Source organism: Candidatus Krumholzibacteriia bacterium (assembly GCA_035649275.1).
GTDB lineage: Bacteria > Krumholzibacteriota > Krumholzibacteriia.
In genome coordinates this window covers 19,854-45,486 of the sequence record DASRJW010000101.1, presented here as the reverse complement: position 1 = coordinate 45,486, position 25,633 = coordinate 19,854, and the positions used below count along the sequence as shown (strand labels likewise).

Genomic DNA, 25,633 nt, shown 5'->3' with positions numbered 1-25,633 from the left:
TCAGCCGCCGCCCTGCGAGCGCGCTTGGGAGCAAACAGCGCAGGGGCAGAGCTCGCGCAGGAGCTCGTAGGAATAGATGCCGGTGGCGTGGCCATCGCTCCAGGTGATGTGGATGGCATAGTGGCCCACCAGCTCCACGGCGGTGGGACGGATGTCCGGGGGGATCTGCTCGCGCCGGAGATGGCGGACGCCGGTCACCTCGTTGACGCAGAGGGCGCAGGAACAGCCGAAGCGCAGGTCGGCGTTGCGATACTCGCTCTCGTGCCCGTCTTCCCAGGCGATGCGGACACCGTGGTTCCCCAGCCTTTCGATCTCGGTGGGAATGACGGACACGCACTCCTCCTCTCACCAGCCGGCGGAGCGAACCAGCCCGCCGGTTCGACGGCGCCATGCATCCTACGCCGCGCTCTGCCGAACCACCAGCCGGGCTCCATGCGAGCGGAGCGTCCGGAACTACGTTGTCATGGAATGGGGCAGCCACGCCACGGAACACCGCGCCCGCGCCGGGGCGCATGCGGAACCCCACGATGGCGCCCGGGATCGCTCCCGGCCTTGGAATCCGAGTTGCATGATTTCGCCGCCGCCGCCTCAAGCAGCGCGCGGAAGGAGCAGGAAGCCCGCATGCTCGATTCCCCGCCGCCTCGGCTCCGCGTCCTCGTTCTCGACGGACAGCATCGCCAAGCACTCGCCGTGGTACGCAGCCTCGGCCGGCGGCGCGCTGAGGTCACCGTGGCGGCGCCGCGGCCGCATGTTCCCGCTTTCGACTCGCGCTTCTGCCGCCGCCGTCTCCTCGCCCCCGATCCGTGCCGCGACCGCGACGCCTTCGCCTCCTGGCTGCTGCAAACGCTGCGACAGACTCCGCAAGATGCCCTTCTCTTCTTCGACGCTTCGACGGCGACGCTCCTCGTGTCGCAGCGCGAAAAACTCCGCCCTCTGACCGGTTGTCCCCTCCCCGAGCCCCGGGTCTTCGAGGCCTATGCGGCACGGGAGACGCTGACGCGACTGGCGGCGGCGCTGGGCGTCGAAACCGCGGCGCGCGCCGCCGCCGCGTCGCAGGCGGTGACGCCGAGGCGCGATTACGCCCTGCTGGCGCTGCTCCGGCGCGGCGATCCCGTCGCCACCTTCGTGCATCGATTACGCGACGAGAGCAGCGAGCAGATTCTGCCCTGGTTCGAGCGCCCCGCTGTGGAAAGCGCCCACCATCCCGAGGTCCGTCGGCTCGGTCTCGAGCTCCTCACGCGGCAGCAGTGGGATGGTCTCGCCACCGTAGGCTTCCGGCATGAGCTGCACGCCGATCGGCTGGTCCTCCTCGGCCTGCACCCGAGCTGGAACGAGGGGATCGAGCTCGCCATCGCCTCGGGCATCGATATGCCCTGGCTGTATGCGCAGCTCGCCGCCGGCCGTCCGATCACGGGCCCGACGCGCTACCGGGTCGGGCGCAAGCGACGGCGCGTGTTCTCCCCGCCGCGAGGCCACGGGCTTCCCGAGAGCGAGAGGCTTTCAACCCTGCGGCCGGACGTGGGGACGGAGCTGTTCTTCCAGGATCCGCTGCCGCACCTGCCCACCATCGGGCGTGCCGCCGGTTGGCTCCGCGCCCATCTACGAGTGCGTCGTCGCAGACTCCGACGCGGGGGATCGCGGCGTCCGCGGCGACTTCTCGTCGTCCACGGCGGTCGTCGCGATCGGGACTGCGACCCAGCCGCCTGAGCCGCGAACGGGTCCAGCACAGCCTACGAACTCGTCCCCGCGGCGCTCCTGGTGGCCCGACTCCGCCCAAGGCAACCGTCAGGGCAAAGAGGCGCGTTGGCGCATGGCCCGCTGCAGAGCTCCGTCCAACGACCCGGGCAAGACCAACATCTTCACCTCCACAGCCACATGCTGCCCGGGCAAGAGAGACGTCTGTGGATCCACGTGCTGGCAGGTGAGCTCGGGATTGCTCCACACGTTGCCCGGCTCGCGCGCGAAGCTCGCCACGACCCAGGCCCGATCGGTGGAGAGCGTGGCGATGAACGGCACATCGACCCGCCGCGCCTTGTTGTAGTAGGTGATGCCGTCTTCGCGCCTCTCGCTCCGCTGCATCGCTACAGGCCAGGTGAAGGAGGCCAGAACCCGGGCAGGGAGCCACTGTTCCAGTGGCGCCGTGAGCCGGCTCGGCACTTCCGAGGCCAGCAACTCGAAGCCCTCTGGGTGATGGACGTAGGTGCGCTCCAGACGCACATCATGAAGGATGCCAGTGAGGCGCGGATCGGTCACCGCAGTGATCATGTCGTAGCCGACGGTCGAGGTGTTGGTGAATTCGTAATGGAAGCGCACGCCATCTTCCTCGAGTGCGGCACGCGCGAGCATCGAGACTCCTCCGGGCAGATCCCGACCGTACTGGAGCGCCTGCCCCCGCCGCGACCACAGGGGTCGATCTCCCTGCCGACCCGTCCCATACAGATACAGATGATCGGCTGTGCTGCTGCCGTGCCTCACTGCAGTGACGTGTTCGGGGAAAAGCACCTCGATCGATCGATCGGACGCCGCCTGCCCTGGAAGGATGATGCGCAGCGTGGGTTGTGTGATCTCCGCCGCGACGAGCAGCCGTAGGCCATTCGCATTCTGGAGAGTGTCCGCATCGCCGATCGATGCCGGGAAGGACTCCGCCAGAGGCGGCAACTCCACCGTGGAAGATGGATGCCCACACCCGAGCGAGAAACCGGTGAGGCACACGACGACCGCGACGGTCCATGGGCTCATCCGCTGGGAACTCATGCTCCGACCGCCAACAGGTTCGCGTCGGGCACGACGACCCAGGAACCGAGGCGGGCGCGAATCGCTTCTTCGTCCTGATTCATACGGTTTCTCCCTCAGGGTGCCAGCTTCCGGGCCAGGGCGGCACTGTTTTCGTGGGAAGGCGCATCGCCCGGTTCCGCGCCCAGGCGCGCAAACGTCCACCAGCGCAAACGCTGTGCGTCGATCTCCAGGCGATCGGCAAACCGACGGATCGTGTCCTCTGCATCGGCTTCCAAGCGGGCACGACAGTTGAGTAGATGCTGCGTGGCGTCGTAGGTGGCGTCCCCGACGAAAGGTTTGGGATCGATGGCGAGCCAAGCTTCCCGGCGGGCTCGCAAGACGTTCCCTGCGTGGAGATCGGTCACCAAGAGGACATCGGTCGGCGTGGGACGGGACAACTCCTCGAACAACTGCAGCGCCTCGCGGGTCCATACCGGATCGGGCCAGGCTTCCTGGCGGGCGATGATCTCCTCCCTCCAGCGTCGCAGCATCTCGGACAGCGAACGGAATGGGTGCGATGAGGGAGCGGGCCGCCAGAGTCGCCGCAAGAGGCTCGCGATCACCACGTCCTGTTCCGGCTCGGGGAGCGTCCGCAGGGTCGTGCCTGGTTCGCAACGTTCGAGCAGCAGGGCCCCGAGGCTCTCTTCCGCTTCGAGAAGCCGGACCATTCCATCGCCGCCCCAGAAGCGCAAGCCTTCGATCTCGTGTTCGCCTTCGAAATGCCGCAGGGCGACTTTGAGTATCGCCGCAGTGCCGTCGGTTCGCGTCGCCGGCGCCACCCAAGAGCAACCCACGTCGCTATGCTCGAACGGCGCCCCCAGCGTCAGCGACCAGCGCTGGGCCAACGCGGCGACCGCATCCGGCAGCTGCTCCAGCCACAAGCGGCCAGCCGGGGAACTTTCACAGTGTGCTATCAATCTGGGTGATATCTTCAGAATCATCGCACGCCCCTGCTTTGGAACCATTCAGCGCGCTCCACACTCTTTGCGCCACGAGGAGTTCAATTGGGACGGGGAAACTCCCAGCACGTGGGCTGCGGCGTTCGCGACCGCACTGGGATCCCTGCCCGCGGCAAGGAGGGCACGCAGGCCAGGTAGACCGCTGTGGCTGAAGGTCATTTTGCACAATACCGCGAGGCCGCTGTAGCCCACATCCAAACTCCCCATTCGAAGAGGTGGATTCTGCAGCAGACTTTCCAGCGTCAATTCCGGGTGAGCGGAGAGATACTGCGCCAGTGCCGGCAGCAGCGCGGCGTAGTCGAGGCCCACGGAGCCACCGGTCCAGGTCATGAGGCCTTCGGCGACCAAGCCAGCCGTGCGGCTGGACACCTCGGGAGCGAGGACGATGTGGGCCAGCTCGTGGCGGTAGTCCTCGCCATGGTCCGGCGACCCGACGTAGGCATGCCGCTGGGCCGCATTCGAGCGACCGCCGACAGCGTCGCCCCCTGTCGGGAAGAACTCCAGCCCGAGGGCTCGCAGGGTTTCACTGAGGTCATCGGTGAAGAAGTAGGTGATGGGCTTGGGTTCCGGAAGCCCAAAGGCGCGGGCCAGAGAGTCGACGAAGGTGGCGGTTGCCTCGGCACGCCGGTGAGCGAAGGCATGCGTCGGGGGATAGACGAACGTGACCTTGCCGAGGGTGGTCCGTCGCCAGTCGCGGGTGGTGCGCGGGAGCGCGTTGCCCAGAACCCACCGGCCGTCCTCCATCGTCGCGTAGACACGGTAAAGAGCGAGCGGCCGAACATCTTGGGTCGAGTCTTCCACGGCGGTGACCAGCGTGCGGATGACGTAGGTCTGCGGCAAGCCCACGGCGGGACTCAGGTCAACGACGGTGAAGTGTTTGAATCCCTGATACACGTATGGGCGGACAAGGTCGAATTGCGCACCGGTCGCGCGCTCGTGAGCCGACCACAAGGTCGCACGGAGCGAGTCCGACGACTCCGTGAGGTAGTGCTTCCAGAGGTCCAAGATCTCGTGCTGCGGCGAGGCGGTCGTGTCCACGCCGAAGCCGACAGCGAGGTGCAAAGAGTCGACCGGTAGCTGTGCTGGTGCGGATTGGAGAAGACCTGCGCCCAAGGTGAGAACGATCCCAGCGATGACGTGCCGCATCGTGACATTCCTCGCCGGCGCCGGCTGCGGCGCGTTGTCAGGCGTCGCGGATCTCGGCAAACAGTCGTCCAATGCTCCTCCGTACCGGCCGGTCAGGCACGCACCACAGAGCAGTTGTAGCAACCAGGGCCCGCATTGTGGATGTGCAGAGTGCTCGCGGTGCCGTTCGCGAAGAGCTGTTGGATCGCCGCTTCGAGTTCGGCTCCGGGAAGGACCTGCGCGCCGACAAGCATGGCTGCTCTGTCATAAGCGCGGATGGAAAGGAGGCGGTGCCTGAACATGACCGGAACCTCGTCGACGGAAGGCTGCGCCGTCCTTGCCTCCCGGCGCACGAAGATCGGTCCCGAGGCGCGATAGGGAGTCGGTACATCGTGATGCGTGAACGGAAGAAGCAGAACGGTCTCGCCCGCCTCCGCGTCCACCAGGCTCACGCGACAGGGAAACCCCGGCTTCTCATCGACGAGCAGACGGCGAGCGCCCGCTGCCTGTAACTCCGCATCGCTTTGATCAAAAAGGGGGGCGAACTGTTCGGCGGGCAAAGCGACGAATCGAAAAGAGTTCTTCATGCGTGTCACCTCAACGGTTTCCTAGAACCACCAGCGGCTTCGACCCGGTGCAGCCCGACATGACACCGGTTCATGGCGATTTGGATCAGCCCAACGAGCCTCGTATGGATCACCCGATGCCTTCGTAAGGCCTGGTCATGACCTCGAGGAGATGGCCGTCGGGATCCACGAAGTATAATCCCCGTCCACCGTTGTGCTGGTAGATCTCCCCAGCCCGTTCTCGGCCCGGGTCGGCCCAATACGCGATGGCGCGATCACCGAGGCGGGCGACGACGCGGTCGAAGTCGTCCTCCCCCACGAGGAAAGCATAGTGCTGGGAGGAAATCTCGCCGTCGTTCTCATAGAAATCCAGCGAAACACTGTTGCCGAGCTTGACGACGAGCATGGGTCCAAAGGGGATAGGGCCCGGCAGGCCCAAGATGCCGATGAGGAACGCGGAAGATTTCTGCTTGTCCCGGCACCAGACGATGGTGTGGTTCAGTTGTACGCTCACGGTACGATCTCCGGTTTCGACTTCAGGCGCCCGGTGGGGTGCTGCGCCGGCGCTTGTCGACATGGTACACGAGAGACTGATTTCACTCCGACGCCCCCACCACGTGCGCAGGATCGGGTTCAACCCGATTCGGAGCCGCGAGGAGTGGATCCCGACCAGCATCTGACTCATCGGCATGAGTCTTTCATACTCATGGGCATGAGTCCTTCATACTCATGGGCATGAGTCTTTCATACTCATGGGCGTGAGTCCTTCATACTCATGGGCATGAGTAAGTGGCTTCACGTCCTATTCAGCGAGACAGAGGTCCGCGAATCTCCAGCACCTCGCCCGCAGCCGCGGTTTCACCGTGACCGCATGGGTCCGCCAGGCGCTCCGGGTGGCGGCGAGAGAAGTCGGAGGCACTAAGGCCGCGGTGGCGCGTCGAGGCGCAGCAGGGCCAGCAGGGCGAGGAGATAAGCGGCTGCGGGCAGCGCCGTCGCCAGGCGGAAGCCCCACTGGAGCACGCAGGCGACGATGAGCGCCGAGCCGAGGATGGAGGCGACGCCATTCAAACCCCAGAACCAGGGGATCCAAGGACGTAAACGGTCGGGTAAGGCGCGAAGCGCGAGCGGGAAGGGCATGCCCATGAGGAAGGCGCAAGGAGCCACGACGCCCGCCACACCGAGGCAGCGTGACAGGGTGGGCCAACCCGCAGCCTGCGCATGCAGGAGGTCCAAACTACGGACGAGGAGGCAGAGAGCGGGAACGAGGGCGAGCAACCACCAGCGCAGTCGCTGTCGCGCAGCGAAGCGTGCGCTCGCCGCGCTTCCCGCGCCGGCGCCGAGCAGGAAGGTGCAGAGAACGAGGGACAAATTGAGAGTTGGCGTGCCGATGACGAGAAGGCTCTTCTGCAGCACCAACACCTCGACCATGAGGAAACCGAGACCGAGGAGGACGAAGCAGGAGGCAGGCAACCATGCCGCCGCCTGGCGCACCGACCGCGCCGCCGCGCCGAGCGCCGCCCAGGCGATGGCGAGGAGCAGCGCCGAGGTGCCGAGCAGGAGGCCGAGCGCCGGCGGCAAGCCGCCGCCCAGGTCGAAGACGAAGGGACGGTCGTCCGTCGCCGGCTGCAGCTCGGGCTCCTGCGGCCGCTGCAGGCTCGCGGCCCCTGCGAGCGGCGTCCCCGGTGGCAGGTGCAGCACTTCGTAGCCGCGCTCCCCGACCTCGGCGGCGAGACGGGCGAGCGTTTCGCCCTCGAACGGCCGTTCGCGGACCAGGAGGAGTCGATCGTAGGGGGATTCGCGCCGGCTCGTCACCGCCACGAGGCAAGCGCCCGGGTCCCGGCCGCGCGCCGCGAGCGCATCCCAGGCGGTGGTGAACAAACGGCGCAGCAGCCTGTCATCGTTCACCAGTAGCGCCAGGCCGCCGCCCGGCCGCAGCGCGGCGAGGTAGGCCGCGAAGGCTTCGCTCGTATAAAGGTAGTTCTCCGAGAGAGCGTACTCGCGCAGGTTGCCCGCCAGCGACTGAGCCAGCACCAAGATGACGAGATCGTAGCTCGCCGGCGCCGACGCCTCGGCGAACTGCCGGCCCTCCGCCTGGTGCAGGCGGACCCCCGGCTGCCGGTAGACATCGCCGGTGAAGTCGCGGGCCCGCTCGACCACCTGCAACACCGCGCCGTTCAACTCGACGGCGTCGATCAGGGTGGCCCCGAAGGCGCGGGCCACGACGACGTCGTAACCGCCGCCGGAACCGATGGCGAGGACGCGCTCCGGGTGCAGCAGGCGATGCGGCAGCGCCGGGAGCGAGGCGCGCACGTCGAGGTCTGCCGCCGCGCCCGGAGCGGGAGAGCCCGGTGCCAGCATCGCTGTCGGCGTCTCGCCGTCGATGAAGACGAGGCGCTCCACGTTGCGTGGCGAGCGCAGCTCGAGCACGTCGACGCGGCTCGTGGCGTCCCAGCGCTGCAGCTCCGGGAGCAGGCGCGGCGAGCCGAGCGGTGTCCGCTGCAGCATCTGCGCCACCAGCTTGCGCGGCGCGAGCTCGTAGCGCACGTCGAGGAAACCGGTGCGCCCCTGCAACAGCACGGCGGCGAGCGCGACGCCGGCGAGAAGAAGAGCTGCGAGGCGGAACCGCCCGCGTGCCGATGCCGCGCTCATACACCACCAGAGCGCGAGGAGGGCGGCGAAGAGAGCGAGGAGGAGCGCCAGGTGCACCGGGCCGCCGAGGAGGTCGATGCCGGGCCGTGCCAGCGCGGCGCCCGTGGCGCCGCCGAGCAGATCGGCGGCGTAGAGAGCCCCGGCGCGGTGGGCGAAGGCGCGCAACAACAGGGCTTGCAGAGCTCCCACGGCGATGAAGGGCGGCAGCATCAAGAAGAGCAAGGAGGTCCAGTGCGCCGCGAAGGGCAAGCGGAGAAGCGCCACCAGTGTGAGCAGGATCCCGGGGGAAACGAGGAGCAAGGCGACCGTGAGCGTGGCGGCCCCACGCGTCGCTTGGCGACGCGTCACCAGATAGGCCAGGAAACCGCCGAGACCCAGACCGAGGACGGCGAGGGAGACGACGGCGAAGCTCACGTGGTACTGCAGCACGGCGCTGCACACACGAGTGAGTGCTACCTCGAAGGCGAGAGCAAAGCCGCTCCCGAGGCAGAGGAGGAGGAGAGCGTGGCGGAAGCGCACCGCGGCTGCCGGCGCCGCTGCCGCGGCCACCTGCACCTGGGTCTCGTCGGGAGGTCGCACGATCGGCCATGATACGGAGGGAAACGGACCCGGGTCGACCCTGGAAGTAGGAATGCGCTGCATCGGGGTAGGAATGCGCTGCTTCGTCGTCGTCAATCCCGCCGCCTGCCGCGGCGGCCGCGCCGGCACGCCCGCGGCGCTGGAGGCAGCCCTGCGCCGCCACGCTCTGCCCTTCGAGATGGTGCGGACGACGCGGGCCGGGGAGGCTGCCTCCCTGGTGGCGGAACACGGCAGCGCCTTCGACGCCGTCGTCGTCTGCGGCGGTGATGGCACCATCCACGAGGTCCTGCAGTCCCTCGACCTGGAAAGGCACATCCTCGGCGTCGTCCCCGCCGGGACGGGGAACGACTTCGCCTGGATGAACGGCTGGCCTTCCCAAGTGGAAGCTTGCGTCGAGCGCGTCGCCGCGGCGCGGGAGCGGCGCGTCGATCTCGGCGCCTGGAACGGGCGGCGCTTCCACAACAGCATCGGCCTCGGCTTCGAGGGCCGGGTCAACTACGAGAGCCACCGCATCCGGCGCTTGCGCGGCCCGGCGGTCTACCTCGCCGCCGTGGCCCGCACGCTGGCGCAGCGGACCCCCGCACCGCTCCGCTTCGAGTGGGACGGCGGCAGCTGGGAAGGCGAGGTGTTCATGGCCTCCGTCTGTATCGGCCGGCGCGTCGGCGGCGCTTTCCGCCTGGCACCGCAGGCACGCAACGACGACGGCTTGTTCGACCTCTGCTTCGTCCGCGACCTCGATCTCTGGCGCATCCTGGCGCTCCTGCCCCGCACCTTCAGCGGCGCACACCTGCGCTCGCCCCATGTGCGCGCGCTGCAGACCCCCCAGCTCCGCATCGAGGCCCCGCAGGGAATCCCGGTGCACGTGGACGGCGAGTTCGTCGCCCTCGACGTGCGCTTGCTGGAGCTGCGCTGCTTGCCCGGCGCGCTCCGTACTTTCTGATCCTGCCGGCGCGCCTCGCACCCCGGCGCGCTCCGTCGCTGCGGACCTTCTCGCCCTGCCCGCCTTGTCGCTCTGGACGCGCCCGCCTCACCGGTTTATCTTCGACGACGCCGCGGCCTCTGGCCGGCGGCAGAACTCACCACGCCACACCGTTTAGCAGAGCTCGGTCGGAGGCTTGACCGCAGGGGTTGGTTCGGGCGGACGCGCCGCCGGGAGAAAATGAAGATGGATCTCAATCGGCTGACACAGAAGTCGCAGGAGGCGGTGCTCGAAGCGCAGAACACCGCGGTCCGCTACGGGCATCAGGAAGTCGACGCGGAGCACCTGGCGCTGGCGCTGCTACGGCAGGGGGACGGCCTGCTGCCGCGGCTCCTCGAGCGCCTGCAGGTGCCAGTGCAGCCCCTGGCGGCGGCGCTCGAAAGCGAGCTCGACAAACGCCCCCGCATTTCCGGTCCCGGTGCCGAGCCGGGCCGCATCCTGGTGACGCAGCGCTTCCAGCGCCTCTTCGTCAAGGCCGAGGACGAGGCCAAGCGCCTGCGGGACGACTATGTCTCGGTGGAGCACCTGGCGCTGGCGCTCCTCGACGAAGATCCTTCCACGCCTCTCGGCCGCCTGTGGAAGCAGTTCCATGTCGGCCGCGACGCTTTCCTCAAGGCGCTCTCGGCGGTGCGCGGCAACCAGCGGGTCACCAGCGCCACCCCCGAAGGCACCTACGAGGTGCTGAGCAAGTACGGCATCGACCTCGTCGAGCAGGCTCGGCAAGGCAAGCTCGACCCGGTCATCGGGCGGGACGAGGAGATCCGCCGCGTCGTTCGCATCCTGTCGCGGAAGACGAAGAACAACCCGGTGCTCATCGGCGAACCCGGGGTGGGCAAGACCGCCATCGTCGAAGGCCTGGCGCAGCGCATCGTCCGCGGCGACGTGCCGGAGTGGCTGCAAGACCGCAGCCTCTTCGCCCTCGACATGGGGTCACTGCTCGCCGGCGCCAAGTTCCGCGGCGAGTTCGAGGAACGCATCAAGGCCGTGCTCCAGGAGGTGCGCCAGAGCCAGGGCCGCATCCTCATGTTCATCGACGAGCTGCACAACATCGTCGGTGCCGGGCGCACCGAGGGTTCGCCCGACGCGGGCAACCTGCTCAAGCCCATGCTGGCCCGCGGCGAGCTGCACTGCATCGGCGCCACCACCCTCGACGAGTACCGTAAGCACGTGGAGAAGGATGCGGCGCTGGAGCGGCGCTTCCAGCCCATCATGGTGGAGCCGCCGAACGTGGAGGACACGATCTCGATTCTCCGCGGCCTGCGCGAGCGCTTCGAGGTGCACCACGGCGTCCGCATCCAGGACGCCGCCCTCGTCGCCGCCGCGGTGCTCTCCAACCGCTACATCTCTGACCGCTTCCTCCCCGACAAGGCCATCGATCTGATGGACGAGGCCTGCGCCACCATCCGCACCGAGATCGACTCCATGCCGGCGGAGCTGGACGCGGTGACCCGACGGGTGATGCAGCTCGAGATCGAGGAAGCCGCCCTCAAGAAGGAGAAGGACGCCCAGAGCCGGGAGCGCTTGCAGGCGTTGCGGGCGGAGCTCGCGGATCTGCAGACGCAAGCCGCCAGCATGCGTGCCCAGTGGCAGAAGGAGAAGGAAGCCATCGCCGCGGTGCGGGCGTTGCGCGAGCAGATCGAGCAGGTGCGGCGGGAGATGGCGGAGGCGGAGCGCAAGTACGACCTCAACCGCGCCGCCGAGCTCAAGCACGGCCGCTTGCCGGAGCTGGAACGGCAGCTGAAAGCCGGCGAGGCCGCCCTCTCCGACCCTTCCGGTAAGCGGCTGCTGCAGGAAGAGGTCACCGAGGGCGAGATCGCCGAGATCGTCTCACGCTGGACCGGCATCCCGGTCACCCGCCTCGTGGAGGGCGAGCGGGACAAGCTCCTGCGGCTCGACCAGATCCTGCATGAACGCGTCGTCGGCCAGGACGAAGCGGTGCAGCTGGTGGCGGACGCCGTACTCCGGGCACGCTCGGGGATCAAGGATCCACGCCGCCCCATCGGTTCGTTCATCTTCCTCGGCCCCACTGGGGTGGGGAAGACCGAGCTGGCCAAGGCGCTGGCGCAGGCCCTCTTCGACAGCGAGGACAACTTGGTGCGCATCGACATGAGCGAGTACATGGAGAAGCACACCGTCTCCCGGCTCCTCGGCGCCCCGCCGGGCTACGTCGGCTACGAGGAGGGCGGCCAGCTCACCGAGGCGGTGCGGCGCAAGCCCTACACCATCGTGCTCTTCGACGAGATCGAGAAGGCACACCATGATGTGTTTAACGTGCTGCTGCAAATTCTCGACGACGGGCGCGCCACCGATGCCCAGGGGCGCACCGTGGACTTCAAGAACACCGTCATCATCATGACCTCGAACGTCGGCTCGCCGCTCCTCCTCGAGGGCCTGACCGCCACGGGCGAGATCCGCCCGGCGGCCCGCGAAGCGGTGCTGCGCGAGCTGCGCGCCCACTTTCGGCCGGAGTTCTTGAACCGCGTCGACGAGGTGGTGTTGTTCAAACCGCTCACCTTCGAGGAGATCCAGTCCATCGTCGAGCTCTTGCTGCGCGATTTGCGCCGCCGGCTGCTGGAGCGAAGGATCGACCTGCAGCTCTCCGACGCGGCGCGGGAGCACGTGGCGCGCGCCGGCTACGACCCGGTCTACGGCGCCCGGCCGCTCAAGCGCACCCTGCAGCGCCAGATCGAGACGCGTCTCGGCCGCGCCCTCGTCGCCGGCCAGGTGCCCGACGGCGCCACCGTGCGCATCGACCTCGAAAACGGCGACCTCGCTTTCCACATCGAACCGCTGGCCGCCAGCGCCAGGGCGTCATGAGCGGCGGTCTGTTCGGCCGCCTCGGCCTCGACCGGCCCGAGCTGCGCGCCTGGGCGCTCTACGATTGGGCCAACTCCGCCTTCTCCGCCACCATCGTGACCGCGATCTTCCCGGTCTACTACCTCGAGGTCGCCTGCCGCGGTCTGCCGCCCGCGGTGGCGACGCAACGGCACGCGCTGGCGACCACGCTGGCGCTCATCGTCGTCGCCCTCCTCGCCCCGGGCCTCGGTGCCCTCGCGGACACGCGGCCGCTGAAGAAACGCTTCCTCGGCACCTTCATGAGCCTCGGCATCCTCGCCTGCGCCGGCATGGCCGTGGTCGGCGACGGCGACTGGCTGCTCGGCGCGGCGCTCTTCGCCCTCGCCAACATCGGTGCTTCGGGCAGCTTCGTCTTCTACGACTCGCTCTTGCCCCACGTGGCGCGACCCGACGAGGCGGACCGGGTCTCCACCGCGGGCTACGCCCTCGGCTATCTGGGCGGCGGCCTGCTGCTCGCCCTCAACCTGGCGTGGATCCGCTTCCCCGGCGCCTTCGGCCTGCCCCAAAGCGGGGCCGGCGCGACGCTGCCGGTGCGCCTCGCCTTCGTCTCCGTGGCGGTGTGGTGGCTGCTCTTCGCGCTGCCGCTCTTCCGCCGCGTCCGCGAACCGCCCTCGGGCCGGGCGCCGGCGGCGGAGGGGGCGCTCCGCGGCACGGTGCGGCAGCTGCGCGACACCGTGCTGGCGTTGCGGCACTACCGGCAGGCGGGGCTGCTCTTGCTCGCTTTCCTCGTCTACAACGATGGCGTGCTCACCATCGTCCGCATGGCCACGATCTACGGCAAGGAGATCGGCCTGCCGCGGGACCAGCTCCTCCTCGCCATCCTGCTGGTGAACTTCGTCGGCGTCCCCTGCGCCTTCTTCTTCGGCACCCTCGCCGGCTGGATCGGGCCGAAGAAGTCGATCCAGGGCGCCCTGGTGCTCTTCGTCGGCATCGGCTATCTGGGCTTCCGCCTGTCCACGGCATGGGAGTTCTACCTCCTCGCCCTGCTGGTCTCCATGGTGCTCGGCGGCACGCAGGCGCTGTCGCGCTCGCTCTTCGCCAGCATGATCCCGAAGTCGAAGTCCTCGGAGTTCTTCGCCTTCTTCGCCGTGGCGGAGAAGTTCGCCGGCATCCTGGGCCCGGCGGTCTTCGCCCTGCTCATCGCCCTCACCGGCTCGAGCCGCGCCGCGGTGCTCTCCATCGTCGTCTTCTTCGTCATCGGCGGCTTCCTCCTCTCCCGGGTCGACGTGGAGGAGGGGCGGCGCGCCGCCCAGGAGGCCGACTCCCAGGGCGCCGCGGCCGCGTGAGCGCCGCTCCGGTGGTGCCCCCCCTGGCGATGCCTGCCGGCGCAAGCTATCCTGCCTTGACTCGCTGCAGATCTTTCCAGACAGGGATCCCATGCGATCGGAGCGGAGGAACATGAGCCCGAAGGAAGAAGCAACGCCCCAGGTCGCAGTGGCGACGGTGCTCTCGGCCGGAACACGAGCCGTGGGTGAGTTGCACTCGTCGGATGATCTGGTGCTGGTAGGTAGCTTCGAGGGCCGGCTCCGAGTGGATCGGGCGCTGCGCATCATGCCCGAAGGGAGACTCCAGGGCGAAGTGCAAGCGGAGCGCATCCTCGTTCTCGGCCAAACGCAGGGCAGCCTGCATGCGCAGCAGCGCATCGAGATCAAGCCCGGCGCCGTCGTCTCCGGCGAGGTGGTGGCGCCGCAGATCCGCATTCACGAGGGTGTGATCCTGAACGCCAAGGTGCACATGTCCGGTCCGGTGGGCCCGCCGCGCCACTATCTGTTACCGGCGCTGCTCAAGTCCTACGCCGAGGGGCCGCGGGAGGACCTGGAGGAGACCGAACAGGCGGCGGAGAACTTCCTGCGCGGTATGGGGTTCGACCTGGAGACGCGGGCCGAGCGCGCCGACCGCTCGGGGGCGTTGCGTCCCATCTTCCGTTGCCGCGAGCCCCTGCCGTACCCGAAGTTGCGGGAGCGCTTGCAACGAGTGGAGCAGGCGCTACGGGCCGCGAGCGCGCCCGCAGCGGCCGGGGCCACCCCGGAGGCACCGCTGCAAGTGACGGGAACCGGCGGCGCCCGCGAGGTCGCCCAGGCTCTGGCGCGCCTGCGCCGTGCCGCGCTGGTGGTCGGACCCGTGGCGCTGGTGCGCCTCGACGAGAACCCCGGCGATCTGCACCTGTCGGTGCGGGTGCGCCGCACCTTGCCAGAGAGCGCCGGTGTGGACGGCCCCGATCCTGCCACGTTGCTCCTGTCGCTGCAGAAACTGCAACACGAACTGCTCGACGAACTCGGCTGAGCGGCGCTTCCCGGCACGCTCCCACGGAGGTCGCCGCATGAGCCTGGGAATCGTCAACGGCACCGTCGTCACCGCCACCGACCGCTACGCCGCCGACCTGCGCATCGAGAACGGGCGCATCGCGGCCATCGGCCACGGTGTGGCCGACAGCAGCGAAGAAAAAGTCGACGCCCGCGGCTTGCTGCTCCTTCCCGGCGGTGTCGACGCGCACACCCATTTCGCCCTCCCCTTCGGCGGCACCGTTTCCTCCGACGACTTCGAAAGCGGCACCCGCGCCGCCGCTTTCGGCGGCACCACCACCTGCATCGACTTCGCGGTGCAGTACAAGGGCGAGTCGCTGCGCCAGGGCCTCGACCATTGGCATGCGCGCGCTGAAGGCCGGGCCACCAGCGACTATGCCTTCCACATGATCATGGGCGAGGTGAACCCGAGCACGCTGGACGAGATGCGCGGCCTGGCCGACGAGGGCATCACCAGCTTCAAGCTCTTCATGGCCTACCCCGGCGTCTTCCTCTCCACGGATGGCGAGATCTTCCAGGCCCTGCAGCGGGCCGCCGGGATCGGCGCCCTCATCCAGATGCACGCCGAGAACGGCAGCGTCATCGACGTGCTGGTGCAACAGGCCCTGGCGGCCGGCAAGACCGCGCCCCTCTATCATGCCCTCACCCGGCCCAGCCTCGCCGAAGGCGAGGCCACCCATCGCGCCATCGCCCTGGCCGAGATCGCCGGCGCGCCGATCTACATCGTGCACATGACGGCGGCGGAAGCGGCGGACGCCGTGGCCGCCGCTCGTGCCCGAGGTCTGCCGGTGTTCGGGGAAACCTGCCCGCAGTATCTCTTCCTCGACCAGGAGCGCTACAAGGAGCCCGACTTCGACGGCGCCAAGTACGTCATGTCGCCGCCACTGCGTCCCCGCGAGCACGGCGAGCGCCTGTGGCGCGCCCTGCAGACCGACCAGCTTTCGGTGGTGGCCACGGACCACTGCCCGTTCTGCATGAAGGAGCAGAAGGAGCTGGGGCGGGGCAACTTCGCCAAGATCCCCAACGGCGCCCCGGGGGTGGAGAACCGCATGCAGCTCCTCTATCACGGCGGCGTCCTTGGCAAGCGCTTCGACCTGCACCGTTTCGTCTCCATCACCGCCACCGCACCGGCCAAGATCTTCGGCCTCTTCCCGCGCAAGGGCACCATCGCCCCGCAGGCGGACGCCGACATCGTGCTCTTCGATCCCGCCGGTGAGCACCGCATCAGTGTCGAGACGCACCACATGAACTGCGACTACAATCCCTACGAGGGCATGAAGGTGCGCGGCAAGATCGTCAAGGTCTTCTCCCGCGGCGAGCTGATCGTGGACGGCGAGCATTGGAAGGGCCGTCCCGGGCGCGGGCAGTTCCAGAAGTGCGGACTCTTCGCCAACCAGTGAGAACGCGCGTCGCCACCACCCATCGCCAGCGGCGGACGGCGCTCGCGGCGGTCGCCACCGCCGCCCTCACAGCGCTCGCCCCGGCCCGGGCGGCGGCGCCGAGCGGCGAGGTTCTCGGCACCAGAGCCCAGTTGCGCGACGCCTGGTTGTCGGTGGACGCCGTGGTGCTCGGGATCTATGCGGGCGTCGATTCCAGCCTGGGCGCGGCCTACCACGCCGCCACGGTGCGCGAGGTGTGGCTGGGCACGCCGGCGCCGGGGCGCCTGCTCTTCAAGGCTCCCCGCGGCATCAACGCCAAGCCTGGAGACGAAACCCTGCTCATGCTCTGGGACCGGCTGAACGGCGCCACCGACGCCTATCTCGACACGGCGCGGGAGCGTTACGGCGATGCCACGGGTGCCCGCATCGGTCCGGATTCCCTGAGCGGCTATCTCCTGCCCTTTCCGCAGTACGCCTGGCCGCTGCAGCAAGGCAAGCTGCGCCTGAAGGGCAGTAGCGCCTTTCCCGAGGAGATCAAGCGCAGCGAGCTCAAGAAGGAGTTCCAGGAGCTCGAGTACACCTTGTTGCCCGCGGAGCTCTACGGTCGGAGCGATGTCGTGGTGCACGCCCGCGTGGCGGCCGTGGACAAGCGCCACCGGGTCATCGAGGGCATCTCCGTGGAGGTCCGGGTGTACGTGGAGTTCGAGCCCATCGAGATGATCAAAGGCTCCCAGCCCGACAGCTTGAAGCTCGACTATGGCGCCTTCCCCCGCTCGCCGCGCTTCGTCCGCGACGAGCAGGTGATCCTCTTCCTGAAGAAGAGCGGCAACGAGCTGATCCTGGAAGCAGGGAAACGCGCCGTCTTCCACGTGCAGCAGGGCAGCATCGCCGAGACCGGACAACCGCTCCGGGAGTTCTTCAAGGCGCTGCGCGCCGGCGAGGGCTGAAAGCATGGGCAGGCAGAGCCCGGAAGAAGCGTTGCGCCTGCTCCTGGAGCACGCCGCACCGCTCACGCCGGTCCGCGCGGACCTCGAGTCCGCTCTCGGCCGCGTTCTCGCCGAGGACGTGGTGGCCGCAGCGAACGTGCCCCCCTTCGTCAACTCTGCCATGGACGGTTATGCCGTCCGCGCCGCCGACGTGGAGGGCGCGGCGCCGGAGGCGGTGCGGCGTCTGCGCGTCGTCGACGACGTCCCGGCGGGGCGCACTGCCTCGGTCGCCGTCCACCCGGGAACGGCCATCCGAGTGATGACCGGTGCACCGGTGCCCGACGGCGCCGATACGGTGGTGCCCGTCGAACTCACCCGCCTGAGCGAACCCTGGGTCGAAGTGCTGCGGGCGCCGCCTCAAGGCGCCCATGTGCGTCAGGCCGGTGAGGATGTCCGGCAAGGCGAGCGCGTGTTGGTGGCGGGGACACCGCTCCGTCCGGCGGAGATCGGCCTGCTCGCCGCGCTGGGTCGTGCCCAAGTGCGCGTCCACCCTTCGCCTCGCGTGGCCCTCGTCACCACCGGCGACGAGCTCGTGGCGGTGTCCGAGCAGCCGGGACCGGGACAGATCCGGGACGCCAACATCCATTCCATGGCCGCCCAAGTGCGCACCTTCGGCGGCACGGCGCTCCTCTTCCCGCGCGTCCCCGATCGGGAGCAGGCGGTCCGCGACACCCTCGCCGCGGCACTCGCGAGCGCCGACGTCTTGATCACCAACGGCGGCGTTTCCGTCGGCACACACGATCACATCAAGGCCATGGTCCAGGAGCTCGGCGCGCACTTGGTGTTCTGGGGAGTGGAACAGAAGCCCGGCAGCCCCCTCGCCTTCTGGACGCGGCAGGACAAGCTCATCGTCGGTTCGCCGGGGAACCCCGTTTCGGTCATGGTGTGCCTCGAAGAGTACGTGCGGCCCCTGTTGCGGCAGTTGTCGGGCTTCCGGCACCTGCATCGTCCCGTGCGCCGGGCGCGGCTCGCGAACGGCTACGACAAGGGCCGCGCCGACGGTCGCTTGCACTTCGTGCGCGTGCAGGCGGAGGAACGGGACGGCGCGCTCTGGGCCAGCAGCACCGGGCCGCAAGGCTCGGGCATCCTCTCCTCGATGGCGCGCGCCAATGCTCTGGCCTTGGTGCCGGCGGACGTCGCCGCCGTGCCTGCCGGTGGCCCGGTGCTCCTGCACATGACCGACCTGCCGGAGGACCATTGAGGCTGCATGCGCCACCGCCGGAGCGGAAGCACCTCCGCTCCTGGCGTGTCCCCCCCTTCGCTTGACCGACTGTTCCCCAAGTCTTAAGGTATGGAGAGCTTTCGGAGGCGTCGTGCGCCGACCGTTTGGACTCGACGAGCGGCGACGGCGCGACCTTTGCGAGCGGCGCTTCTGGGACTCTCCTACCGGCAACGCTGCGAGCGAGCGCGCCGGCCCGCAGGCGCCGCCGCGCCCCGAGTGCCCCTTCCGGATCGAGTCTCGAGGAGAGCATGACCACGAAGCAAATCACCCCGAAGCCGGCGTCGGGACCCCGTGTCGAGCGCCTGAGCCGGGTGGTGGTGCGCTTCGCCGGCGATTCCGGCGACGGCATGCAGATCACCGGTGACCGCTTCACCGCCACCGCCGCAGCCATCGGCAACGATCTGAGCACGCTCCCCGATTTCCCGGCGGAAATCCGTGCGCCCGCAGGCACTCTGCCCGGGGTCAGCGCTTTCCAGATCCACTTCAGCAGCGAAGACATCAGCACGCCCGGGGACGAGCCGGACGTGCTCGTGGCCATGAACCCCGCGGCGCTCAAGGTCAACATCCGCGACCTCAAGCCCAACGGCTGGCTCATCGTCAACGCCGATGCCTTCGGCCCCAAGGATCTGGAGAAGGCCGGCTACGAGACCAACCCGCTGGAAGACCACAGCCTCGACGCCTACCGCATCCTCCCGGTCGAGATCGAAAAGCTGACCAAGGAAGCGCTCAAGGAGACCAAGCTGACCGCGAAGGAGAAGGAGCGCTGCAAGAACTTCTTCGCCCTCGGTCTCATGTATTACCTGTACAACCGGCCGCTGGACAACACCGTCACCTGGTTGGGGCGCAAGTTCAAGGACAAGCCGGAGTTCATCGAGGCCAACACGCTGGCGCTCAAGGCGGGCTACACCTTCGGCGAGGCGACCGAGATCTTCCAGGTCACCTACGAGGTGCCGCCGGCGAAGCTGCCCCCGGGCAAGTACCGCAACATCAACGGCAACAGCGCCCTCTCCCTGGGCTTCGTGGCCGCGGCGCAGCAGGCGGGCCTGCCGCTCTTCCTCGGCAGCTACCCGATCACGCCGGCGAGCGACGTCCTCCACGAGCTCTCGGGTTACAAGAATTTCAACGTCTTCACCTTCCAGGCCGAAGACGAGATCGCCGCCGCCGGCGCCGCCCTCGGCGCCTCCTTCGCCGGCTCCCTCGGCATCTGCACCACCAGTGGTCCGGGCCTGGCCTTGAAGAGCGAGACCATCGGGCTCGCGGTCATGGCCGAGCTGCCCCTCGTGGTGGTGGATATCCAGCGCGCCGGGCCGTCCACCGGCATGCCGACGAAAACCGAGCAAGCCGACTTGCTGCAGGCGCTCTTCGGCCGCCACGGCGAATCTCCCGTGGTCGTCCTCGCCGCCTGCACGCCGGCCGACTGCTTCTGGATGGCCTTCGAAGCCGCGCGCCTCGCCATCACGCACATGGTGCCGGTGATCTTGCTCTCCGACGGCTACCTGGCCAACGGCAGCGACCCCTGGCTGCTGCCGAAGGTGTCCGACCTGCCGCGGATCGTCCCGGGCTTCCGCACCGATCCGCAGGGCTTCGAGCCCTACATGCGCGATCCCGCCACCTTGGCCCGGCCTTGGGTGCGGCCGGGAACGCCGGGCATGCAGCATCGCATCGGCGGTCTGGAGAAGTGGGACGGCTCGGGCAACGTGAGCTACGACCCGGAAAACCACGAGCACATGGTGCACGTCCGCGCCGAGAAGGTGGCGCGCATCGCCCACGACATCGCCCCCCTGCAGGTGCAAGGCCCGCAGTCGGGAGACTTGCTCGTCCTCGGCTGGGGCAGCACCTATGGCGCCATCACCAGTGCCGTCGCCGACCTGGCTGCCGAGGGCATCGTGGTGAGCCAGACGCACCTGCGGCACATGAACCCGTTGCCGAAGAACCTGGGCGAGGTGCTGCACCGCTTCCGGCGCGTGCTCGTGCCCGAGCTCAATTCGGGGCAGCTGGCGCTGTTGCTCCGCGGCCGCTTCCTCGTGGACGCGATCTCCTACAGCAAGGTGCAAGGCCAACCCTTCAAGCGCCGCGAGATCATGGAACGCATCCGCAAGGTGCTGGAGAGCTGACGATGAACCACGACGACGACGGCAAGGACAACGGCAAGGAGCGGGGAACGCCGAACGGCGGCACCGCCGTACAGCTGACGCGCAAGGACTTCGAAAGCGACCAGGAAGTGCGCTGGTGCCCGGGCTGCGGGGACTACGCCATCCTGCGTGCCTTCCACGTGATGTTCGCCAAGCTGGGGATCCCGCGCGAGCAGATCGTTGTCGTTTCCGGCATCGGCTGCTCCAGCCGCCTGCCCTACTACGTGGACACCTACGGCTTCCACACCATCCACGGCCGCGCCCCGGCAGTGGCCACGGGCATCAAGGTGGCCAATCCGGGGTTGTCGGTGTGGATCGCCACCGGCGACGGGGACGGCCTCTCCATCGGCGGCAATCATCTCATCCACGTCCTGCGCCGCAACGTGGACGTCAAGATCGTGCTGTTCAACAACCGCATCTACGGCCTCACCAAGGGGCAGTACTCGCCGACGTCGGAGCAGGGCAAGAAGACCAAGTCCACTCCCTTTGGGTCGGCGGAAAACCCGTTCAACCCGCTGTCGGTGGCGCTGGGTGCGGAGGCGACCTTCGTGGCGCGCACGGTGGACGTGTTCACCCAGCACCTGCTGGCCGTCCTCGAGGCGGCGGCGGCGCACCGCGGTGCTGCCTTCGTCGAGGTCTACCAGAACTGCAACATCTTCAACGACGGCGCCTTCGATTTCATGCGCGGCAAGGAAGTGCGGGACGAGAACACCCTCGACCTGCAGCACGGCAAGCCGATCCTGTTCGGCAAGCAGCTGGAGAAGGGCCTGCGCCTGCGCGGCACCGGCGTCGAGGTGGTCAACGTGCAGGAGACCGGCCTCGACGACGTCCTCGTGCACGACGCCCACGCCGAGGATCCGACCCTCGCCTTCCTGCTCTCCCGCCTCGGGCCGCCGGAGCTCCCGACGCCCATCGGTATTCTGCGCAGCGTCGAACGTCCGGTGCTCGATCAGAGCATGCACGAACAGGTGAACGAGGTCGTCGCCCGCAAGGGCCCGGGCAACCTCGAAGCGCTGCTGCACAGCGGCGACACCTGGACCGTCTGAGCGCGACCCAGCTCCACCGCCCTCGCTCTGGCAATCCCGCCCACCGAGTCGATCCGCTCAGTGGTTCGGGCCCACGGTGCACTGGCTTCCCAGGGTCGAGGCGAAGAAAGTCAGGTCACTGGCGTCAATCGTCGGTGGGCCGCTCTCGTTGTAATCGAAACAAATGCTGTACGACTCCGGCCGCCCGAGCCGCTCGGCGAGCGCCGCGAGGTCCGACGCATCCACGTGGCACGGGGAGCCGGTCGCGGTGTCGGGGCTGTTGATCCGAATCGGGATCTGCGTGACGCCGATCCCGTCCGCGAACAAGCTCAGATGCGTCGCGCATCCGCCGCCACGAATCGTACCGCTGAAGCTCGTCCAACCGTTCTCGTCCGTGGGTGCATCGGCGGGCTTCCAACCGCTGCACATGCACAGCTGCGCGCTGTACAGGATGATGCTTTCCGCCGGTAGCCCGACGAGGAAAAGGCCGCTCACTTCGCAGCGCAGGCGCACGCGCAACGAGATGTCCATCTCCTCGAAGGTCTCGCCGGTACCTGCGGGGTCGATGGTCAAGACGTCGTACGGCTCGCCTGGGCGGTAAGCACCCTCGAAAACGCGACCGAAGTGGAGGTCGACATCCGCCACGATCCCTTCGCAGACGTCCATTTCGTTGCAATTGCAGTGCGCGACCTGTGCCGAGGCCGTGGTGGCGGCGAGCGCGAGCAGAGCGAACCAGAGCGCGGCGAGCTTCATGATGGTACCTCCCGCGAAGCGGTTCTAGCACCAGCTGCAAAGCGATTCTAGCACCAGCTGCAAAGCGATTCTAGCACCAGCCCAGCCGATGGTGTGGCCGACCTCCAGTCGCAGCTGGCGATCGACGCCGAGTTGCGTGCCACGACCGCGCGCGCCAGGCAGCTCGTGGACGCTGTCATCGAGGCTCGCTCCGGCATGGCGCCTCGCTCAGCGCAGCCAGCCGTGCCCGACGACGTAGTCGATAAAGAGATGCGAGGCAAGTGCCGAGGTAAAGCCCGCAGCCCACGAGAGCCGGCCAATGCAGCGGTCTACCTGCTTCGCGAGCGAGGTTCTCGGCGGTGAGAGGGAGGCCGCGGAAAACCAGGACCGGCAGATGATCGAGGTCGAGAAGTACCCCAGCCAGCCCGAACACGCCGCAGCGAGCCAGTGCTCGAGCACCGGCTCGAGCCAGAGCCACACACGCACCTCCGCGTTTCTGCACCGAGCGTCGGACGCGGTCCCTCCGCGCCCGCCGGAGGCGGCGCCCGCCGGAGGCGGCGCCCGCCGGGGCCGTCCGGGAAGCGAGGGTAGCGCAGTCAGCCTCACTGCTCCTATGCTGTCTCGTATCGTCACCACCTCTCGGGCTCGACCCGAACGCAAGGAGTCGTCATGCGTGTGCGGCGCCGCTGGTGGATTTGGCTGGGCCGGCTGGCCCTCTTGGGCGCGGTGATCGCAGCGCTGGGCGGTCAGATCCGGATCGCGTGCCTGCTGCTCGTGGTGGGCATCACCTGCATGCTCTTGCGCTCCCTGCGCCGGGTGTGAGGCGCGGACGAGGCAGCGCTCGCGGGCGGCGCCTCACCGCCGCCGGCTTCCCCTGCCCTGGCTCAGGACGAGTGGCGGAGAGCGAGGCAACGCTCGACGACGGTGTCGAGCATGAGGTCGCTGCGGTCGGCGCTCTGCAGGCGAGCCGGGAACGCCGCCGCCACCGGCGCATCTACCTCGGGCGTGAGGAGATTCGCCAGGGCCACGGGGCCCGAGCCCCCGGCGAGACGGCGCAGGGCGGCGCTGGCGCTGGCGCCGAGCGGACGGCGCTCGGCGAGAACGGCGAGCGTGGGTGCGGTGTAGTCGGCGAGAAGCTCGGGGGCAGCGCACTGCGTGGGGATGCCCAGGCCTTCGAAACGCTGCGACAAGGCCAGCAGCACCTCCTCGTTCCAGCCGGCGAGGCGCAAGGTCTGGCCTTCCCCCGCCTGCCAGAATCTTTTCCACGCTGAAGGCGCCTCGAGGCGCAGCGCCTGGCCGCAGAGCGCTTTGTACCAGCGCGCGTCCTCCGCCGGAGGGGGAAGCTCAGGCGCGGGAGGTCGTGCCATCGCCGCCAGACGTTCGACCCGTGCCGCCGCCTCTTCGAGACGGGCGGCGCTCAAGCGCCCCGCAGCGAGCGCCGCCGCCAGACCGTCGCGCGCCTCCTCGACACGGGAGAGAGCGAAGCAGTAGAGCAAGAGGTCGCAGCCCGCCGCGAGGGCGCGCCACGCCGCCTCGCCGACACCGAACACCCCGGCCACCCCTTCCATCTCCATGGCATCGGTCACCGCGACGCCGGAAAAACCGAGCTCGCGGCGCAGCAGCTCCGTGCTCACCCGCGGTGACAGCGTCGCCGGGAGCTCGCCGTCACCGAGCTCGGGGCAAGCCAGGTGCGCCACCATGACTGCTGGTGCGCCGGCGAGCAGGGCGCGGAAAGGGACGAGCTCGACCCGGTCGAGGCGCTCCCGTCCGTGGGCGAGCACGGGGAGCGTCAGGTGCGAGTCGAGATCGGTGTCGCCATGCCCGGGGAAGTGCTTGAGGCAAGAGTGGAGCCCCGCATCGTGCAGTCCGGCTTGCGCCGCCGCCGCATGCTCGCGTACCTGCTCGGGAGCCGTGCCGAAGGCGCGGACTCCAATCACCGGATTGCGCGGGTTGTCGTTCACGTCGCAGACGGGGGCGAAGCTCCAGCCGAGGCCGAGAGCACGAAGCCGCGCGGCGTAACGTGCCGTGACCCGGCGCACCTCGGCGGGCGGGGCCGCCCAGGCCAGGGCGCGAGCGCTCGGCGGCACCGGGAACAGGTGGCGCACCTGGGAAACAAAGCCGCCCTCTTCGTCGGCAGCGACGAGCAGCTTCCGCCCTTGCGCCGCCGCCCAGGCGTGGAGACGCGCGATGGCGGCGCGCGCCGCCTCGAGCCTGTCGGGGAGGTGCCGGCGGAAGAGGATCACACCCGCCGGGCGGAAGGCGTCGAACCATTCCGAGCCCTGCTGCAACCAGTCGTCGGGCGGCGCCACCATGAGCACGCGGCCGAGGCTGGCATCGCGATCCGCCGCCGTGCTCATGGACTCTTGGGCGCCGTGGCGCCGACCGGCGTCACGGCGGTGAGGGTGCGGACGAGTGCCGCGTCGTCGGGCAGGAGTCCCGACCGAGGCAACCTCTCCACCAGCGTGCGCCAGTTCGCATCCATGCCGTAGACGCGGGCCAGGATCGGCTTGGCAGCCTCGACCTTGCCGGCGCCGGCGAGGGTGACGGCGTGCCAGAAGAGCATCTCGGCATTGCCCGGCGCCAGCGCTTCGGCGGCGCCGTACTCTCGCACCGCGCCTTCCACGTCGTTCTTCTCCATCGCCAGGTCGCCCGCATTCATGTGGGCGTAGGCGCGCTGCAGCTGCAGCAGGCGCTTCATCTCCGCCACCGGATCGGGATGATCGTCGATGCGCAGATCGACCAGCCGGTCCTCCCAGAGGCGGCCGGTGGAATGAGCCCGTACCACCACGAGCGCCGCCGACTGCTTGCCACGGATGTCGCCGCCCTCGGCCTGGGCCGCCTCCAATGCCGCCAGCAGCCGCGCCGCCAGGTCGCCCTTCGTGGTGGTGTAGGCCTTCGCCATGGCACCCCACACCGTGTCGCGCAGCATCAGGTTCGCCTGCGCCGAGAATCCCGCTCCGGTCACGTGCCCGGCCTGGGCGATGCACCGCTTGCCGGTGTGCGCTGCCACGTGTCCCTCGGCGTCGACGATCGCCACCTGGCGCAGCTCGCGCCCTTCGTCGGCGGCGAGCAGACCTTGCAGCGCTTCCTCCGCCGACTTGCCGGCCCGCAGCATTTCCAGGCCGAGCGGACCATAGGACACGTCCACGAGCGATTGTGTCGCCACCACCCCGACCCCCGCTTCGGCCCACGGCACCACGGGACCGACGGAGAACCAGTGGGACTGCACGGCGACACCGAGATCACCGGTGACGGAGTCGCGGGCGACGATGGAATAGGTGTGCACCGGCCGATTGCCGCTGCGCGCCTGCCCGGGTAAGAGCAATGCCGCGGCGGCCGCGAAGGCGAGCGCAGCACGAGACATGT

Annotated in this window: 22 protein-coding genes; 11 read left to right on the top strand and 11 right to left on the bottom strand. The window is 68.8% G+C overall.

Annotation, left to right across the window (positions count from 1 at the left end):
• Positions 1–333 (bottom strand): DUF971 domain-containing protein, encoded by a 333-nt coding sequence (locus VFE28_10145; GenBank protein HZM16354.1) that lies wholly within the window; start codon positions 331–333, stop codon positions 1–3.
• A gap of 288 nt (positions 334–621) precedes the next feature.
• On the opposite strand from VFE28_10145, the gene VFE28_10140 reads away from it, so the two are divergent.
• On the top strand, positions 622–1,707 hold the full coding sequence (locus VFE28_10140) for a hypothetical protein (GenBank protein ID HZM16353.1): 1,086 nt from the start codon (positions 622–624) through the stop codon (positions 1,705–1,707).
• A 78-nt stretch (positions 1,708–1,785) separates the two neighbouring features.
• Here the strand turns inward: VFE28_10140 and VFE28_10135 are convergent, their stop codons facing one another.
• From VFE28_10135 to VFE28_10110, 6 genes are all read right to left on the bottom strand, one after another.
• The gene (locus VFE28_10135) at positions 1,786–2,754 is read right to left on the bottom strand and encodes a hypothetical protein (protein HZM16352.1); all 969 of its coding nucleotides are present in this window, start codon (positions 2,752–2,754) and stop codon (positions 1,786–1,788) included.
• Positions 2,755–2,849: 95 nt separating this feature from the next.
• A complete protein-coding gene (locus VFE28_10130) occupies positions 2,850–3,656 on the bottom strand; it encodes an aminoglycoside phosphotransferase family protein (GenBank protein ID HZM16351.1) in 807 nt (268 codons plus the stop codon).
• Between the two features lie 84 nt (positions 3,657–3,740).
• Positions 3,741–4,880: a hypothetical protein gene (locus VFE28_10125; GenBank protein ID HZM16350.1), complete on the bottom strand. Its 1,140-nt coding sequence runs from the start codon at positions 4,878–4,880 to the stop codon at positions 3,741–3,743.
• Between the two features lie 92 nt (positions 4,881–4,972).
• Positions 4,973–5,446, bottom strand: a complete 474-nt coding sequence (locus tag VFE28_10120) for a DUF1203 domain-containing protein (protein ID HZM16349.1) — start codon at positions 5,444–5,446, stop codon at positions 4,973–4,975.
• A 109-nt stretch (positions 5,447–5,555) separates the two neighbouring features.
• Entirely contained in the window at positions 5,556–5,939 is a 384-nt protein-coding gene (locus tag VFE28_10115) for a VOC family protein (protein ID HZM16348.1), read from the bottom strand.
• A 404-nt stretch (positions 5,940–6,343) separates the two neighbouring features.
• Positions 6,344–8,653, bottom strand: coding sequence for a hypothetical protein (locus tag VFE28_10110; GenBank protein HZM16347.1), 2,310 nt, complete (start codon positions 8,651–8,653; stop codon positions 6,344–6,346).
• A gap of 52 nt (positions 8,654–8,705) precedes the next feature.
• On the opposite strand from VFE28_10110, the gene VFE28_10105 reads away from it, so the two are divergent.
• The 9 genes from VFE28_10105 (at position 8,706) to VFE28_10065 (ending at position 21,556) form a co-directional block, all read left to right on the top strand.
• Positions 8,706–9,593 carry a diacylglycerol kinase family protein gene (locus VFE28_10105; GenBank protein ID HZM16346.1) on the top strand — a complete coding sequence of 296 codons (888 nt, stop codon included), beginning with the start codon at positions 8,706–8,708 and terminating at the stop codon, positions 9,591–9,593.
• Positions 9,594–9,818: 225 nt separating this feature from the next.
• Positions 9,819–12,449, top strand: a complete 2,631-nt coding sequence (gene clpB, locus VFE28_10100) for an ATP-dependent chaperone ClpB (GenBank protein HZM16345.1) — start codon at positions 9,819–9,821, stop codon at positions 12,447–12,449.
• Complete coding sequence (locus tag VFE28_10095; GenBank protein HZM16344.1) at positions 12,446–13,774, top strand: MFS transporter; 1,329 nt, start codon at positions 12,446–12,448, stop codon at positions 13,772–13,774. Before clpB ends, VFE28_10095 begins: the two co-directional genes overlap by 4 nt.
• Positions 13,775–13,886: 112 nt before the next feature.
• Entirely contained in the window at positions 13,887–14,771 is an 885-nt protein-coding gene (locus VFE28_10090) for a polymer-forming cytoskeletal protein (GenBank protein ID HZM16343.1), read from the top strand.
• 37 nt (positions 14,772–14,808) lie between these two features.
• The gene (hydA, locus tag VFE28_10085; GenBank protein HZM16342.1) at positions 14,809–16,191 is read left to right on the top strand and encodes a dihydropyrimidinase; all 1,383 of its coding nucleotides are present in this window, start codon (positions 14,809–14,811) and stop codon (positions 16,189–16,191) included.
• Positions 16,188–17,117: a hypothetical protein gene (locus VFE28_10080; GenBank protein ID HZM16341.1), complete on the top strand. Its 930-nt coding sequence runs from the start codon at positions 16,188–16,190 to the stop codon at positions 17,115–17,117. The genes hydA and VFE28_10080 overlap by 4 nt, the downstream gene beginning before the upstream one ends.
• Positions 17,118–17,121: 4 nt before the next feature.
• Positions 17,122–18,357: a gephyrin-like molybdotransferase Glp gene (glp, locus tag VFE28_10075; GenBank protein ID HZM16340.1), complete on the top strand. Its 1,236-nt coding sequence runs from the start codon at positions 17,122–17,124 to the stop codon at positions 18,355–18,357.
• A 269-nt stretch (positions 18,358–18,626) separates the two neighbouring features.
• Entirely contained in the window at positions 18,627–20,492 is a 1,866-nt protein-coding gene (locus VFE28_10070; protein ID HZM16339.1) for a 2-oxoacid:acceptor oxidoreductase subunit alpha, read from the top strand.
• Positions 20,493–20,494: 2 nt separating this feature from the next.
• A complete protein-coding gene (locus VFE28_10065; GenBank protein ID HZM16338.1) occupies positions 20,495–21,556 on the top strand; it encodes a 2-oxoacid:ferredoxin oxidoreductase subunit beta in 1,062 nt (353 codons plus the stop codon).
• A gap of 57 nt (positions 21,557–21,613) precedes the next feature.
• On the opposite strand, the gene VFE28_10060 is transcribed toward VFE28_10065, so the two are convergent.
• Positions 21,614–22,288: a hypothetical protein gene (locus tag VFE28_10060; GenBank protein HZM16337.1), complete on the bottom strand. Its 675-nt coding sequence runs from the start codon at positions 22,286–22,288 to the stop codon at positions 21,614–21,616.
• Between the two features lie 207 nt (positions 22,289–22,495).
• Positions 22,496–22,747 carry a hypothetical protein gene (locus VFE28_10055; protein ID HZM16336.1) on the bottom strand — a complete coding sequence of 84 codons (252 nt, stop codon included), beginning with the start codon at positions 22,745–22,747 and terminating at the stop codon, positions 22,496–22,498.
• 189 nt (positions 22,748–22,936) lie between these two features.
• Between VFE28_10055 and VFE28_10050 the strand changes: the two genes are divergently transcribed.
• Positions 22,937–23,089: a hypothetical protein gene (locus VFE28_10050; GenBank protein ID HZM16335.1), complete on the top strand. Its 153-nt coding sequence runs from the start codon at positions 22,937–22,939 to the stop codon at positions 23,087–23,089.
• 62 nt (positions 23,090–23,151) lie between these two features.
• On the opposite strand, the gene VFE28_10045 is transcribed toward VFE28_10050, so the two are convergent.
• Positions 23,152–24,624 carry a glycoside hydrolase family 3 N-terminal domain-containing protein gene (locus tag VFE28_10045; protein HZM16334.1) on the bottom strand — a complete coding sequence of 491 codons (1,473 nt, stop codon included), beginning with the start codon at positions 24,622–24,624 and terminating at the stop codon, positions 23,152–23,154.
• Entirely contained in the window at positions 24,621–25,631 is a 1,011-nt protein-coding gene (locus VFE28_10040) for a DUF1028 domain-containing protein (GenBank protein ID HZM16333.1), read from the bottom strand. The genes VFE28_10045 and VFE28_10040 overlap by 4 nt, the downstream gene beginning before the upstream one ends.
• Between the last annotated feature and the right edge of the window lie 2 nt (positions 25,632–25,633).

What these genes read in the sequence shown, in the direction of transcription:
- VFE28_10140 (HZM16353.1), top strand. Translation starts at nt 622, where the DNA reads ATGCTCGATTCCCCGCCGCCTCGGCTCCGCGTCCTCGTTCTCGACGGA.
- VFE28_10135 (HZM16352.1), bottom strand. Translation starts at nt 2,754, where the DNA reads ATGAGTTCCCAGCGGATGAGCCCATGGACCGTCGCGGTCGTCGTGTGC.
- VFE28_10125 (HZM16350.1), bottom strand. Translation starts at nt 4,880, where the DNA reads ATGCGGCACGTCATCGCTGGGATCGTTCTCACCTTGGGCGCAGGTCTT.
- VFE28_10120 (HZM16349.1), bottom strand. Translation starts at nt 5,446, where the DNA reads ATGAAGAACTCTTTTCGATTCGTCGCTTTGCCCGCCGAACAGTTCGCC.
- VFE28_10105 (HZM16346.1), top strand. Translation starts at nt 8,706, where the DNA reads ATGCGCTGCATCGGGGTAGGAATGCGCTGCTTCGTCGTCGTCAATCCC.
- clpB (HZM16345.1), top strand. Translation starts at nt 9,819, where the DNA reads ATGGATCTCAATCGGCTGACACAGAAGTCGCAGGAGGCGGTGCTCGAA.
- VFE28_10095 (HZM16344.1), top strand. Translation starts at nt 12,446, where the DNA reads ATGAGCGGCGGTCTGTTCGGCCGCCTCGGCCTCGACCGGCCCGAGCTG.
- VFE28_10090 (HZM16343.1), top strand. Translation starts at nt 13,887, where the DNA reads ATGAGCCCGAAGGAAGAAGCAACGCCCCAGGTCGCAGTGGCGACGGTG.
- hydA (HZM16342.1), top strand. Translation starts at nt 14,809, where the DNA reads ATGAGCCTGGGAATCGTCAACGGCACCGTCGTCACCGCCACCGACCGC.
- glp (HZM16340.1), top strand. Translation starts at nt 17,122, where the DNA reads ATGGGCAGGCAGAGCCCGGAAGAAGCGTTGCGCCTGCTCCTGGAGCAC.
- VFE28_10070 (HZM16339.1), top strand. Translation starts at nt 18,627, where the DNA reads ATGACCACGAAGCAAATCACCCCGAAGCCGGCGTCGGGACCCCGTGTC.
- VFE28_10065 (HZM16338.1), top strand. Translation starts at nt 20,495, where the DNA reads ATGAACCACGACGACGACGGCAAGGACAACGGCAAGGAGCGGGGAACG.
- VFE28_10060 (HZM16337.1), bottom strand. Translation starts at nt 22,288, where the DNA reads ATGAAGCTCGCCGCGCTCTGGTTCGCTCTGCTCGCGCTCGCCGCCACC.
- VFE28_10050 (HZM16335.1), top strand. Translation starts at nt 22,937, where the DNA reads ATGCGTGTGCGGCGCCGCTGGTGGATTTGGCTGGGCCGGCTGGCCCTC.
- VFE28_10045 (HZM16334.1), bottom strand. Translation starts at nt 24,624, where the DNA reads ATGAGCACGGCGGCGGATCGCGATGCCAGCCTCGGCCGCGTGCTCATG.
- VFE28_10040 (HZM16333.1), bottom strand. Translation starts at nt 25,631, where the DNA reads ATGTCTCGTGCTGCGCTCGCCTTCGCGGCCGCCGCGGCATTGCTCTTA.